Source organism: Paenibacillus sp. J22R232 (assembly GCF_056269165.1).
The window spans coordinates 112,896-127,851 of sequence record NZ_JBWDNK010000007.1 but is presented as its reverse complement, the minus strand read 5'-3'; the positions used below and the strand labels follow the sequence as shown (position 1 = coordinate 127,851).

The window sequence follows — 14,956 nt, the reverse complement described above, 5'->3', positions numbered from 1 at the left end:
TCTGGGTAGCGATTCTCCTATTTTTGATTCAGCAACCTAGTTAGAATAACAACGGCTTCGGCTCGCGATGCTTTATTGTTCGGCTCGAACCGGTTATTATCCAAACCTTTGACGAGACCTCGTTTGGCCGCTTCGGCAATATAGGGCAGCGACCATGCGGGAATGTTTGAATTGTCAGCGAATGAGGTAGATTGATTCGATCCAACAGGCAAACCTAGCATTCTTATCATCATCTGTGTCATTTCCGCACGCGTTATCGGCTGGTTCGGACGGAAGCTTCCATCCTCGTAACCGTTAATAATGCCCTTCTCAATGGCCATAGAAATGGCGGTCCGCGCCCACAACCTCATGTCGTCTATGTCGGTAAAGTCAGGTATATCCCCTGCTTCGGATTCCTTCCAAGCTTGGGAATTAGCCAACATTAGCACGAACTCGGCTCTTGTCACTTCTCGTTTAGGCTTGAACGAGCCGTCGGGATAGCCGGCAACCCATCCTTCTGCCACGGCTTTGCGTATTTCCGCTTCCGCCCAATGTCCGGCAATATCATTCAGCACGACCGGCGGCGTTACGGTCCCGCCGCCTCCTGAAGGCTGCTCCGGCTGCGGTCCGGCAGCTGTACGCCGAGTTATGTCAAGACGGTAAGACCTCTGCGTGACGCCATCCTGCGCGGTAACGACAACCATAACCGTGTTTAAACCTGTGTTGAGCGCTATTGGACCAAAAGCGCTTCCGTTTGCCGCTAGGACGCCATTGATTGTAAGCGCTGCATGACTCTCCGCGGCAATCGGTATTACGCTGATTGAAGAGATCGCATGCTCCACACTAGCCGTATAGGCAAGCGTTTCGGAAACGAACGTTTCGTTGAACGATCCCGGGCTAATCGTCAGACCGATGAGCGTGGCGACCGTTGACGGAGCCCTCGTGACGACGATGCTGTAAGAGCTGGTCGCTACGCCATCTTGAGCCGTAACGTCGATTGTTATCGTGTTCGTACCAACATCAAGCGGAATCGGTCCGTACACCGAGCCGCTAACCGACGGCTCGCCATTAATCCTTAGCGATGCCGTACTGTCTGATACGGTTGGGGTCACGCTAATCTCAGCGATATGGTTTGCTACATTAGCCGTATATGCTGCCGTGCCGGAAGCAAACGTCTCATTAATCGATCCCGGGCTAATCGATAGCCCGCTTAGCGTGGCGACCGCTGATGGTGCCCTCGTGACGACGATGCTATAAGAGCTAGTCGCTGCGCCATCCTGAGCCGTAACGTCGATTGTTATCGTGTTCGTACCAACATCAAGTAGAATCGGTCCGTAACCGTTGCCGCTGACAGAAGTAACGCCGTTAACCTTTAATGTGGCCGTACTGTCCGATACCGTCGGCGTTACGCTGATCGAATCGACGCTGTTCGCAACATTTGCCGTATAGGCAAATGTGCCGGAAGCAAACGTCTCATTAATCGATCCCGGGCTAATCAATAGCCCGCTCAGCGTGGCGACCGCTGATGGAGCCCTCGTGACAACGAGGCTGTAAGAGCTAATCGTTACGCCATCCTGAGCCGTAACGTCGATTGTAATCGTGTTCGTACCAACATCAAGCGGAATTGGTCCGTACACCGAGCCACTAACAGAAGTAACGCCGTTAACCTTTAATGTCGCCGTACTGTCCGATACCGTTGGCGTGACGCTTATCGAATCGACGCTATTAGCGACATTTGCCGTATAGGCCAGTGTAGCGGAAGCGAATGTTTCGTTCAATGCGCCTTGGCTAATTGCGAGCGAACCAAGCGTGCCAACCGTCGAAGGAGCCCGCGTCACGATAATCGTATAATCGTTCGTTGCGATGCCATCCTCTGCCGTGACACTGACGGTAATCGTGTTCGGTCCGACGGCAAGCGGAGCAACGGTGGACGCGTTACCGCTAGCTGCCGCTGCGTTGTTCACTTTCAGCGTTGCACGGCTGTTATTAACGGTCGGCGTGACGTCAATTGATTCGACGTTATTCGCAACGTTAGCCGTATACGCTAGCGTGCCGGGAGCGAACGTCTCGTTGAGCGCCCCCGAGCTGACCGTGAGTCCGCTTAACGTCGCATCGGTATTGGGGGCTCGAGTTATTTTAATGGTGTAAGTTCGCACTGCGCCGTTAATAGCCGTCACGACGACTGGAATCGTGTTATCGCCTTTACTTAACTCGATGGTAGAAGAAGCGCTGCCGCTAGCTACGGTTGCACCACTGACGGTAACGCTTGCGCTACTGTCGTTCAGAACAGGCGTAATCGTCGTTGAAGTAACGCTGCTCGCCACGCTTGCCGTGTAGTCTAGCATATTCGGCGAGAATGGCGACGGACTAAGCGTAATGCCGCTTGCTGTCACTCCGGACAACCGGTTATCGGGTGACCCTATCGATTGCTTCCAAATCGTATCGTACACGGGATCGTACGGCACCATTTGGGCAAAAGTGCTTAAATACAGCGCACCCATATGATCAAACCCGATATTCGTAGGCGCAATTGCACCCGGGTTACCCGTAAAATATACCGAGTCTTCGTTCAAACTCGAATCAAAACGGGTCACAAGACTGTCGCTGCCGCCGTTGACAGCCACATACAAATAACCGTCGGTATGCAAGCTGAATCCTTTAGGTCTGTTGATCGCTTTGATCAGAACGCTCCCATCCGTATTCAATTTGATTATTTTCCCGTTAGCGCCTGCATTGTTGCCGATATAAACGCCGGAGCTGTCTGCAGCTATACCGAAAGGGGTATCAATTGTCGCGTCTATGGCCGGATCTGGGTCTTGATCGCCCGACCATACTACCGGATTGCTCGTTGGACTAAAGGTAGACGCATCGAATTGGAGCACGCGGTCGGCATTCGTGTCCGTGACGTACAAATCGTTGCCGTACACGGCGATTCCTTGAGGGTAACTAAGTCTGCCTACCGCAGGAGCCGTGCTGCTGCCATCCCATTTGATCATATTGCTGAACGTGTAAGTCCCGCTCGAGAAGGAGACGTCAAATCGGTAAACGTACCACTTATCCGTTACATAGATATGTCCTGCTCCATCGAATTTAACGGCAAGGGGCTCATTGAAGCTGCCTGAGGCGGCAGTTAACGCCATCTCTGTTGCGTTCCCGTCCAAATCGAATATTTTGACGGCAAAACCGCTCTCATCCGTAACGAACAAATACCCGTTGACGGGATCGACATCCATTCCGTACGGCTCAAAGCCGAGAGCTGCCGGATGGCCAGCCCCAGCGCCCATCCTCCAATCGGATGCTGCAAATACGGTTTGGCTGTGAACGGATACTGCCTGTAATAATACTGCTGCGAATAATACGGTTGCTAGAAAAGCCCGTACATTTTTCCGTGTGACGGGCAAACTCAAGATGTTGTCCACGATTCTCTCTCCTCTACTAATGTTCACTGCGAATGTTGTTCGTAACAGCTCGGACGATGCATTAACTATTAGACTGACTCCCGAAAATAATGGTTTAATTTAAATACATTCCATACAGTATATATTATGTACCTTGCGGACAATCCGTCAAGAAAATAGTGGCAACACTGGATACGGATGCATTATACCGCTGTTTATCAAGCCATTAACTTGACCAGTCCATTGATATGCGCTTGCGGGTTGGTGCCTTCAAATAGAATCGAAAAAACGGCATAGCCTTCATTAAATGCTATCACTTGCAAAGCAATGATATGGGCATCTTTATCCGGTGGGATCCACCCTTTCTCTTGCAAGGTGACCACTAATGCCTCTATTCCTGCAATCCAGTTCCGATATTTTTCCTTGAGCATGCCGTGTATCTCCGAATCATGTTTGGTTTGCTGGTAGAAATCAATCAGCACCACGATCCACTTATCGACGCCTTTTACCATTTGCCCAAGGCGAGTAAGCGTAACCGTGAGCACTTCCTCAAGTGTCGTATCCGCGGGGCTAAATTGTTTAGGAATATCGGTCCATCCATTCGTTAATTGAAGCTGATAATCAAGCACATGCATGAATAACTGTTCCTTGTTCGTGAAGTGGCCATAAAAAGCACCCTTCGTATGCCCCGTTCGCGCGACGATATCCCCGAGCGTTGTAGCGGCATATCCTTTTTCCGAGAAACAATTCATGCCCGCTTCAAGGAGCAGCTGATAGGTAGCTTCTCTTTTCAACTGAAACTTATTTTTTGTCAATATGGCTACCTCCATCGTATTAGGACTTAAGAAAAAACTCTCATTAATTACCTAAAGACAATTATACCAATCGATTACGATTCCGTTAAGATCTGAATCTAGTTCGCTTAGCATCTATAATTTATAATTCTCAATATCCCATCCATCATCTCTGTAAAGAAATCAGCTTAGACATGGAACGGAATTTGGAACAAAAAATAGCCTTGGCCGAATAAAGGCCAAGGCTATTTACACGTGAGAGAATCGGTGGCCGAATGTTGGTTAGTGCCCCATCATCGCCGCCGGGTCCGGATTATCCCCGCCTACTGGTCCCGCTTCTTCCTGCTGCTTCGGTTTACGCAGAATGAGCGTAAGTGCCACACCTGCCGTCGCCAGGCAAGCGGATAGGAAGAACGTATCCCCGTAACCCGCAACGACGGCGCTTAGCGGGTTGGCATCCATTCCCGCGCTTGCAGCGTGGGAAGAGATTTGCGCCGTCAGATAGCCCGTCAAGCCTGCGACCGCGAACGAGACGACGACTTGCTGAGCTGCCGTGGTCAGCGGTGTAACGCGGCTCACCAGAGCGCGGGGTGCAGAATTCAGAACATGCGTATTGAGCGGCATCATGGAGAAGCCCATGCCGAGACCCATGATGCTGATGCACAGGATAATGACCCACAGCGAGGTATCCACCGATATGCCGGACAAAATGTAAAGGGAAATCGATACGACGGTAAGACCGGCAAAGGCCAGCGGACGTGCGCCGATCTTGTCGAACAATCGGCCGCTGATTGGCATGCCGATTGCCGCGCATACTGCATAAGGCATTAGAATCCAACCCGATTCAAGCGCGGTGTAATGCATGACGCCTTGTAGGTACAACGGCACGATCAGCATTGCGCCGAACATCGCGAGCTGTACGATCCACGTCAAGATGATGCTTCGTGTAAAGTCGGATGACTTAAACACTTTCAGCTCCAGCAGCGGCTGCTTCTGTCCAAGCTCCACGAAGATAAAAAGGATGAGCGCAATGCCTCCGACGGTCAAACCCGTAATGGTCGAAGGGCTAGACCAGCTCGTGCCCCCTTCGCTTACGCCGAACGCCAGCATGGAGAAGGCAATCGGCGCGAGGCACATGCCGATGAGGTCCAGATGCGGCGCCGCATGGCGGTCGGATTTCGGCAAATATTTATAGCCAAGAATAAGAGCGACTATGCCGATCGGCAGATTAATAATGAATATCCAGTGCCAGCTGACAGAATCGACCAGCCAACCGGATAGTACCGGACCGAACGCCGGAGCGAGCAGCATCGGGATGCCGAGTAAGCCCATGATGGATCCGCGGCGCTCTGGAGGAGCGAGCTTGAACACCATGGTCATGCCGATCGGAGCCACCATGCCGCCCCCCAAGCCTTGAATGATGCGGTAAATGATTAGCTGCTCCGGCGTTTGCGCGATGCCGCAGAGCACGGAGCCGATCGTGAACAAAGCGATCGTAATCATGAAAATCTGCTTGGATCCGAATTTATCGGTCATCCAGCCTGCAAGCGGAATAACGGCTGCTAAAGCCAACGTATAGCCCGTGATTGTCCATTGGATCGTCTTCAGATCCGTGTCGAAGTAATCAACGAGTTTCGGAACGGCATTATTGACGACGGTGCTGTCCAGAATGACCATAATCATGGCGACAATAATCGCGATGAGCGGCGGTAGAATGGCTTTTAGCGAAAAGTTGTCCCCGCTGGCTGCCACCGGTTTTGTTTGCGTAGGTGCTGACATATGTTCCTACTTTCTGCTCATTGAGCTGCTTATAGATGAAAATAATGGTCGAGATACCGAATTGATCCGTCAATATGACGCGTTCTCGTACAAATTCGCAGGCACTGACTGCACGAACGGCGACCAATCGCCCGTTGTGTACAGAAGAAGCCGGTGCATGGCTCGCGTACATGCCGTATAAAGAAGCTTGCGCTCGTTTTCCCGGCCATATGCATCTTGCGAGGCGTCATAGACCAATACGGCATCGAACTCGACACCCTTAGCCAGATATACGGGAATAACCATTACTCCCTTTTCAAAATCCAACGTCTCCTTCGTAATGAGACGCGCGGCTTCTCCTCCATGAATCCGTAACGATTCATGGGCCTCACGGCTTTCGGCTGCAGTCTTCGTAATGACGGCGATGGAATCGAACCCCTCAGCTACGAGTGCCCCAATGTCTGCTAGAATTTGCGCATCACGCTTCTCCCCGCCATTTCGTCTCGTCAGAAGGGGCTTTTGCCCACCCCTATCAAACGGTACGATTTCTTCTCCGCCTGGAAGCATCGATTTCGTAAATTCAACGATCTCCCTAGTAGAACGATAACTGCGGACAAGGCTGACAAGGCTTGTTTCAGCTTCTCCGAAAAGGCGGACCAGCGGGGAATCAGATGCAGCCAAACTTGTAGACTGCATGTAGATCGCTTGCCCAAAATCTCCAAGCACCGTCATCCGGGCACGGGGAAACAGCTTTTTTAAATATTCGTATTGAAACGACGAATAATCCTGCCCCTCATCAACGAAAACATAACGGATTTCCGTGTTCGTCCGGACGCCTTCAATCAGCTCTTTTACATATAAATACGGAGTCGCATCCTCGTAAAACAACTCGTTCCGGAGCAGCGCTTCCTTTGTCTGCCTGCATATTTCAGCCCACAGCGGGGGAGTGGCTGCCCCATTCGTTTTCTCCCGATAAGCGGCTTCCCCCTCAAACAATTGGCCGTATATGCCTTTGGCATCTATAAACGAGAATTTCTTCACACTTCTCCTCAGCGGTTTAAAGCTTTCCTTCACGATCCGTCGGCGCAGCAGCTCTTCCTCCCTCAGGGAGAAATCAAAGTCACCTTCATCCTCTCTGCGCTTGTTGTTCATTATCTCTCGAACGGTGGCGAATTGCTCCGCGATGTCGAATACTTCCCTATCCTTATGCAGCATATCGAAAACTTCCGCATACTGCTCGGTATCGAGATAATTCAACTCATCCTCTACCCAAGACGCACCCCGTTCCTTCCGCTCGAGCGAAGCAAGTTCATTCAGCAGCCATTCCTGCAAAAGAATGACACGATTGTTCAATGGCAGGGTACGGTCATAATCGTAAAATGCCGTTCTCATTCGCTCCGCGGATATCAACTCGCGGTCCCGGATACGAATACCGTTGAAACGCATGCCTTCCCGTCCCAACCATATTCCGTAGTTTTGCAAGGCTTGCAGGAAAACCTCCGAAGCTTTATATTCGATCCCCTGGAGACGGGCTTCATACCCCGGCTCTCCTTGTGCAGCCAGCACATATTCGATCTGATCGAAGGGATCCTCCGGCCGTAGCGATGAGCCTAGCCAATAGTCGAGATATTCTTGAAATGTCGTCTGCTGCATATTCTCTTCACCGAGCTCCGGCAGGACCGTGGAGATATAGCTGGCAAACATCGGATTCGGCGAGAACAAAACGATCTGATCCGCCCTGATCGTCTGGCGATGTTTATACAGCAAGTACGCCACCCGCTGCAATGCTGCGGAAGTCTTGCCGCTGCCGGCCGCCCCTTGCACGATAAGCATCCGGCTTTTGTCATTGCGGATGATCGCGTTTTGTTCCTTTTGGATAGTTGCCACGATACTCTTCATTTGCGAGTCCGCACCTTTGCCGAGCACTTGCTGCAGCAATTCGTCACCAATCGTTTCGTTCGCGTCAAACATATTGCGGATTTGTCCGTTTTGAATCTGATACTGCCGTTTAAGCTCCATCGTCCCTTCGATTCGTCCAGTCGGCGTAACATAAGATGCCAATCCGGGAGAATAGTCATAGTACAGGCTCGCGATAGGCGTTCGCCAGTCATAAATCAGAAAGTTCAATCCGTCTTCTTCTATGAAGGAGGATACGCCGATATAGATCTGCTCGCTGAGATCCATGCCATCTTCCTTAAAGTCGATGCGTCCAAAATAAGGAGACGGGAGCAGGCGGTTCATGTTTTTCCATTGCTGCGTCAACAGCTTATGGCCTCGCTCCCGTTCGGCCAATATGGCGGACTGCTGGTTAATGGTGTAGAAGCTCTCTTCGAAATCTTCGTACGTACTGGTGTTAATCGTAACTTCTTCCCAAAACCGCTTGCGGATGTCCGTCGCCTGATCGTGCAGGCCGGCAACCTCCGGCTCCAGTTCCGTAATTCTCGCCTGCAGCTTGTTCCTGACTGAATCCAACCTCGCCTGCTCCTGCAACCCATCTTTTGCTTCCATTTCTCCCTAAACACACTCCTTTTTTTGGAATAAAAAAGAGCATTGACAAATCAAAGTTCCGGATGTAGAATTAAATTAGGAAAAGAACAAAATTCAATCCATTTTTTAATTTGTCAATTACGCTAACGATTATATCATAGCGTTATTTTACGTTCAATCATTTTTTCGTTTTCAGGAAAACCTAAGTTTAATAACTCTAATTGTATGCAATTCTAATAAACCGCAGTGAAAGCAGGCTGCCAGAAGATGACCCTTTTATCATAAGGCGTCATTTTTTTTATGCTTGCTAGCTCTAATCCTCTGTCGAATCCCACTTATGATGCCATTCCAAATCGTCGGTTCCCTCCCTGCTATTGTGCTATTACGGCGAAGTTCTGGAACTTTCCTGCCGCTCAACAAATCCCTCCCTATCAGAAGCCTCACAATTGCACAAAACAACATCATCACATGCGTTCCTTGCATGCCGTCATTCAAAGCGCCTAAGCAATCGCATATAATGAATTATCACGTTACGGGCTGATTCAAAATAAAGCCTGCGATGACAGAAGGATACCGGGATGCATCGGTCATCATCTATCGTAAAGAGGGCAGGAACAATCCCTGCCCTCTTATTCGCTATTGCTTGATTTGGGGTAGCGTTATGCTGATCACGGTTCCCAGCCCTATCTTGCTCTTTATCGCGATCTGATAGTTCCGGTCATACAGCAGCTTCAGCCGTTTATTCGTATTCAATAAGCCAATGTGCTTGGACTGCTCGTCGGATGCAACCAAAGATCTCCTGATTTCGGTGAGCCGGCTTGAAGGAATGCCGTTTCCGTTATCGGAGACGACAAGCCGCAGCTGTTCCCCGACGCGCAAAATTTTTATTTTGATCAGTCCGTTTCCGGTCTTTTCCTTTATGCCATGGTATAAACTGTTCTCGACTAAGGGCTGAAGCAATAGCTTCATCGTGTGCAGCCTGAGAATCTCTTCGTCGTATTCAAAGAGTACGTCGAAGGTATCCTTGTACCGTTTCTTCTGAATATTGATATAGCTGACGGTGTTCGCGATTTCTTCCTCCCACGTCACCTCATTGGTTGGACGGCTGAAGGAATACGAGAGCATGTCGGACAAGTTCTCGATCATATCGCTCGCTTTATTCGGCTTTCCTGTTAGGCCAACGGTTTCCCAATAAATCGAATTGAGCGTGTTATATAAAAAATGCGGATTGATCTGCGATTGAAGCGCAAGCAGCTCCATCACTTGAAGCTTGTATTTCTTCTCAGAGAGCTGGGTTTGAATATAGCGATGCTCAATGAAATGCGCGATCATGTTCTGGATAATGTATGAATATTCGTCATTAACTTTGCTAGGCGGCTTCAGCGGCGTGCGGTTATTCTCGGCAGATCTGAGCAGCGAGGTTATGGCAAGCAGCTGCCTATAATTTTTCCGTGTCAAATAAAAGGTCAATGCAAGTCCCAAAAAGAAGGACAAGCACGCAAAACCGATTGTATAGTTTAATATGCGCGATGGTGTCTCGTACAACGAAGCATGCGGGATGACGGACACGTATTTCCAATTGTATTGCTCCGACTCCACCTTCGTCACGTTGACCTCTCCCAGAGAGGAAGCCAGGTCGAAATAAGTGGATGGGTGGTTTGCAATTTGATCCAGCTCGGCTTCTTTTAGAATATTCTCTTCTTTATTGGAGAAAATAACCTGATTATTTTCGTTTAGAACGAGCAGAATCTGATCCTTATACGTCGTGATGTTGGATAAAATATTTTCAATGTATTTTGGGCGAACGTTTAAAATAATGCCGATTTTCCGTGGCGCCAGCACGTTGTAAATGGATATTAATTCGGTAGGCTGCGTCTCGAACGCGAAAATTTTGGCTTCCCTTTTGGATGTCCATTCCGTAGCCGGCCCTTCGTATTTCATGAATTCCTCGAACCAGCCCGTATCGTTGAAACGGTTGATTGAAGACAAGCCCTCAAGCGAGGATACGAAACGGCCATTCGGATTATCCGAGTAGAAATAGATGGAATGGATGTAAGGCTTCGAGCTGGTAAGCGCATTCAAATAGCTGAATATAATTTGGTACGAAGTGGAGCTCTCATACGTATAGATCGGATTTTGCAGAACGTCGGACAGCTCATTGAAAACTTTTGCGTTCTGGTATAGGGCAAGCTTCAACGTATCCAGTTCATCCAAAATCATCTCGAGCTGACGCTGTGATTGCAATAGCAGGAACCGGCTGTTCTTGTTGATGTCCTCCTTCATGTCCCTCTGCGTGGTTATAAAGGATAACGAGCCCAATATGATCAAAGGCAATAGTAAAGGAATGAGAAACGTAGCCAAATGCTTGATAAAATAGCGCTCTTTCATCGTTTATATCATCCGTTCTTACATTCGCTAGGTGTCTTGCCGTAGAAGCTTTTGAACGTTCGGGTAAAGTTTTTGGCATTGCTGTAGCCGACCATTTCACTAATCTCGTACGTTTTGAATTGGTTCTCCTGAATGAGCCTCATCGCGACCTTCATTTTTACCTGTATGAGATAATCGGTAAAATTCTGGCCGGTTTTTTGCTTGAACAAATAGCTCAAATAGTTGGCGTTCAAATACACCTGCTTCGCCGCATCCTCCAGATTCGCGTCTTTATAATGGTTCTGGATATACGCTTTAATTTGCGTAATGATCAGTCCTTCGTTTCCCGCACCGGAAGCCGGTTGATCTAAGGCATGCTTCGCCGCTTCCAGCTCGTCTCTCAGGCTGGCGAATACGTCCAATAAAACCTGATATTTTGCGGGCTTCACGATATAATTGTTGACTCGGTAACGAAGCGCCTTCTGGGCATATTCGAACTCGCGGTAGCTGCTTAGAAAAATAACGTGAATATTATGCTTCTGCTCATGAATGACCTCGGCAAGCTCAAGGCCGGACATGACAGGCATTTTAATATCGGTAAGGATGACATCGATTTTGTCGTGGTTTTGAATGAAATTCAATGCTTCCTTACCGTTTCCGCATTGGCCTACAATTTGAAAACCGACCTCCTGCCACGGAAAGTAGGAAGATAAAGCTTCTCTTGTATCCGCCTCATCATCGACTAGCAGCAGCCTGTACATCTCATCACCTCTTAACGATGTAGTCTTCCCTTGCTGATAATGAAATTATAGCACAGCGGGATCGGGCTAACGTGATCAGGGTGAAACCATGCGGCATCTTAGATAAAAATGATACGTAAACCGATAAAATGATACTACCGAACGGGATTGCTCAAATAATGATACTTAAATCTAAGATTGGATGCCTTATGCAAATAATCAATCAAACCTATACTTTAGAAAGCGTTTCCAATAAAACAAAAGGGAGAGGTTAACATGCACCGATTGAAAGGATTAAACGGTTTCATTGCTTTGATAGTCGTATTTGCAATCATCATCTCAGGTTGTTCCTCCGGAAATCCGGACAAAGAAAACCAAGGCAGCGGCTCGGAAGAGAAGATTACCCTGCGCTTTAGCTGGTGGGGTGGCGACGGCCGCCATGAGGCTACGCTTGCCGCTATCGAAGCTTATAAGAAAATAGCTCCGAACGTGACGATCGAAGCGGAATACCAGGGCTTTGACGGCTACGAGCAAAAGGTCAAAACACAGCTGGCCAGCGCCACGTCCGCCGATATTATCCAGCTTGACGTACCATGGATGAAGGAACTGACGAAAAACGACTTCTTCCTCGATCTTAGCAAACAGGAAGGTCTGTCATTGGAAGGCTTTGACCAAGACTTCCTGAACAACTTCAGCGTATATAACGACAAAATGGTAGCGCTCCCTTCCGGCGTAAACGCTTATGCGCTCGTTATTAACAAGACGGCAGCGGATAAGCTCGGCGTACCGACCGATATTCAGTGGGACTGGGACACCCTCTATGAGGAGGGCAAGAAGCTTCATGAAAAGGACAATACCAAATATTTGCTTCTTGCTGACCACGGCATGCTGATGCAGGATTTCACGAATATGCTGAAACAGCGCACCGGAACGCAGTGGATCAATGAAGACTACACGCTCGGCTTTACGAAAGAGGAAGCTGCCGGTGCCTTGGAATGGATCGACAAGGCAATGAAGGCTGGCGTCTACCAGCCGCTCGGTGAGTCCGATTTATTTTTCGGCAAAACCGAACAGAATCCCAAATGGATCAATCAGGACATTCCGATCATCTCGGCTATGAGCAGTACGCTCTTGTCGCTTCGCTCGGTGCTGCCTGAGGGCGTGGAAGTCGTGACTGCCTTGCCAGCCATCGATAAAAACGCAAAAAACTCAGCCGTATTGGTAAGGCCCTCGCAGCTGATTGCCGTGAGCAGCAAGTCGAAGCATCCGGAAGAGTCCGTGAAGTTTCTGAACTGGCTGATGAATGACGCAGAAGCTGCCGTGATCTTAGGCGATGTCCGCTCCATTCCGGCATCCGCTTCCGCACAAGGAGCCGCGGTTGAGGCAGGAAAAATAGACGAAGCGATCACGAAAGCAGTCGAAATGGGTCTGAAAAACGCAGGCATTGTAGACAATGCCATCGCGACGAACTCGGAAGTATCCGCACTGCTGCAGGATGTGATCGAGAAGGTTGCTTTCGGAAAGCTGGCGCCGGACAAGGCCGCGCAGGAGCTCGTTAGTAGCCTGGAGAAAAAACTGAAAGAGCTTCAAGGAAGATAAACGGACTTAAAGCACGGAGAGTGTGCGCCAGTGGCCGATTAGCGATTTGCTGGCGCGCACTCCCCTCATTTCCGATAGAGAATAGGAGTGTGAGCCAGTGGCCAGGAAGAAGCGCAGCTTTCGATATATCGGACTTATCTATGTTCTTCCATGGATTCTGGGGTTGCTCATTTTTCAGTTGTACCCCTTCATCGCGTCATTTTATTATTCCTTGACGGATTACAACATGGTGAATGCCCCCAAATTCATTGGTTTGGATAATTATAAGCAAATTTTCACGAATGATCCCGGCTTTACCCAAGCGTTAAAAGTAACGTCGATCTATGTAGTTCTTGCCGTGCCGGTGAAGCTCGCCTTCGCCTTATTCGTTGCCATCGTGCTTAGCGCCAAGCTGCGAGCGATTAATCTGTTTCGAACCATCTATTATTTACCTTCGATACTAGGCGGGAGCGTGGCGATATCGGTGCTTTGGCGTTTCCTGTTCATGAAGGACGGCGTCGTCAACAGCTTGCTGGCTAACGTCGGCATTCCTTCGATCGATTGGCTGGGCAACCCGGATATCGCGCTGTATACGCTCGGTTTATTGTCGGTTTGGCAATTTGGATCTTCGATGGTGCTGTTCCTAGCAGGCATTCAGCAAATTCCTAGCGACCTTTACGAGGCCGGTTCCATCGACGGCGCTTCCAAGACCCGCATGTTCTTTAAAATTACCGTGCCGCTGCTGACACCGATTGTCCTGTTCAACCTGGTCATGCAGATGGTCAACGCGTTCCAGGAATTTACCGGCGCATTCGTTATTACGAGCGGCGGACCGATGAAGTCTACTTATCTCTATGCTTTGAAGCTGTATGAGGAAGCCTTCACCTTCTTTAAAATGGGGTACGCTTCAGCGCTGTCATGGGTCTTGTTCGCGATCATCATGGTCGTAACGGGCATTATTTTCAAAACCTCTAACCGCTGGGTCTACTATGAAGACGGAGGTAAAACCAAATGACGCACGCCAGCTCGAATAAGTGGATGTCTTATCTGCTGTTGACATTGTTAGGCTTTGTCATGATTTATCCGTTAATATGGCTGTTTGTTTCCTCATTTAAGACGAATGAAGATATTTTCGGCTCCAGCAAGCTGTTTGCGGACACCTATGTGTGGAATTCCTACTCCTTGGGCTGGGCTGGAACTGGCCAATACGGCTTTCAGCACTTTTTCGTAAATACGCTCAAAATGGTTCTGCCTACGGTCGTTCTGACGATCATCTCGAGCGTTATCGTTGCTTATGGCTTTTCCCGGTTTGTATTTCCGCTTCGGACGTTTCTGTTCTCCATTATGATGGCGACGTTGATGCTGCCGGATGCTACCGTCATGATCCCGCGTTATATCCTGTTCAACAAGCTCGGCTGGCTGGACACTTATCTGCCGTTTATCGTACCATCGGCTTTCGCAACCTCAGCTTTTTTCATCTATATGCTGATTCAGTTTTTTCGGGGGTTGCCGAGGGAACTGGATGAATCGGCTACAATCGACGGCTGCAATTCATTTATGATTCTCATACGCGTACTGCTGCCCTTATGCAAGCCGGCTCTTTTCTCGGTGGGCATCTTTCAATTCATTTGGACCTGGAATGACTTCTTTAATTCGATTATTTATATTAGCAGCGTAAAAAAATTCACGGTCTCGCTTGGCCTGCGCTTGTCGCTGGATGCCTCCTCGGCCGTTTCCTGGAACCAGGTGCTTGCGATGTCGGTTGTGAGCGTCGTTCCGTGCATTTTGCTCTTCTTTTTGGCTCAGAAATACTTTGTTGAAGGCATCTCCACTACAGGATTAAAAGGATAAGGAG

General features: G+C 49.1%; 9 protein-coding genes. 3 read left to right on the top strand and 6 right to left on the bottom strand.

Translation table 11 applies throughout. From position 1 onward, the window contains the following. Positions 1-17: 17 nt before the first annotated feature. The 6 genes from AC0YN3_RS20785 to AC0YN3_RS20760 all read right to left on the bottom strand — a co-directional run bounded on the left by AC0YN3_RS20785 (position 18) and on the right by AC0YN3_RS20760 (position 11,544). Positions 18-3,398: a cadherin-like beta sandwich domain-containing protein gene (locus AC0YN3_RS20785; RefSeq protein WP_475776875.1), complete on the bottom strand. Its 3,381-nt coding sequence runs from the start codon at positions 3,396-3,398 to the stop codon at positions 18-20. Between the two features lie 197 nt (positions 3,399-3,595). After that, positions 3,596-4,192 carry a TetR/AcrR family transcriptional regulator gene (locus AC0YN3_RS20780; RefSeq protein ID WP_475776874.1) on the bottom strand — a complete coding sequence of 199 codons (597 nt, stop codon included), beginning with the start codon at positions 4,190-4,192 and terminating at the stop codon, positions 3,596-3,598. 261 nt (positions 4,193-4,453) lie between these two features. Next, positions 4,454-5,950, bottom strand: coding sequence for an MDR family MFS transporter (locus tag AC0YN3_RS20775; RefSeq protein WP_475776873.1), 1,497 nt, complete (start codon positions 5,948-5,950; stop codon positions 4,454-4,456). Positions 5,951-6,019: 69 nt separating this feature from the next. Beyond that, complete coding sequence (gene helD / locus AC0YN3_RS20770; RefSeq protein ID WP_475776872.1) at positions 6,020-8,437, bottom strand: RNA polymerase recycling motor HelD; 2,418 nt, start codon at positions 8,435-8,437, stop codon at positions 6,020-6,022. A 615-nt stretch (positions 8,438-9,052) separates the two neighbouring features. After that, on the bottom strand, positions 9,053-10,804 hold the full coding sequence (locus AC0YN3_RS20765) for a cache domain-containing sensor histidine kinase (RefSeq protein ID WP_475776871.1): 1,752 nt from the start codon (positions 10,802-10,804) through the stop codon (positions 9,053-9,055). Between the two features lie 8 nt (positions 10,805-10,812). Then, the gene (locus tag AC0YN3_RS20760; RefSeq protein WP_475776870.1) at positions 10,813-11,544 is read right to left on the bottom strand and encodes a response regulator transcription factor; all 732 of its coding nucleotides are present in this window, start codon (positions 11,542-11,544) and stop codon (positions 10,813-10,815) included. A 255-nt stretch (positions 11,545-11,799) separates the two neighbouring features. On the opposite strand from AC0YN3_RS20760, the gene AC0YN3_RS20755 reads away from it, so the two are divergent. The 3 genes from AC0YN3_RS20755 (at position 11,800) to AC0YN3_RS20745 (ending at position 14,952) form a co-directional block, all read left to right on the top strand. Beyond that, positions 11,800-13,122 (top strand): ABC transporter substrate-binding protein, encoded by a 1,323-nt coding sequence (locus AC0YN3_RS20755; protein WP_475776869.1) that lies wholly within the window; start codon positions 11,800-11,802, stop codon positions 13,120-13,122. Positions 13,123-13,219: 97 nt separating this feature from the next. Then, positions 13,220-14,116, top strand: a complete 897-nt coding sequence (locus AC0YN3_RS20750) for a carbohydrate ABC transporter permease (protein ID WP_475776868.1) — start codon at positions 13,220-13,222, stop codon at positions 14,114-14,116. After that, complete coding sequence (locus AC0YN3_RS20745; protein WP_475776867.1) at positions 14,113-14,952, top strand: carbohydrate ABC transporter permease; 840 nt, start codon at positions 14,113-14,115, stop codon at positions 14,950-14,952. Before AC0YN3_RS20750 ends, AC0YN3_RS20745 begins: the two co-directional genes overlap by 4 nt. Positions 14,953-14,956: the final 4 nt, after the last annotated feature.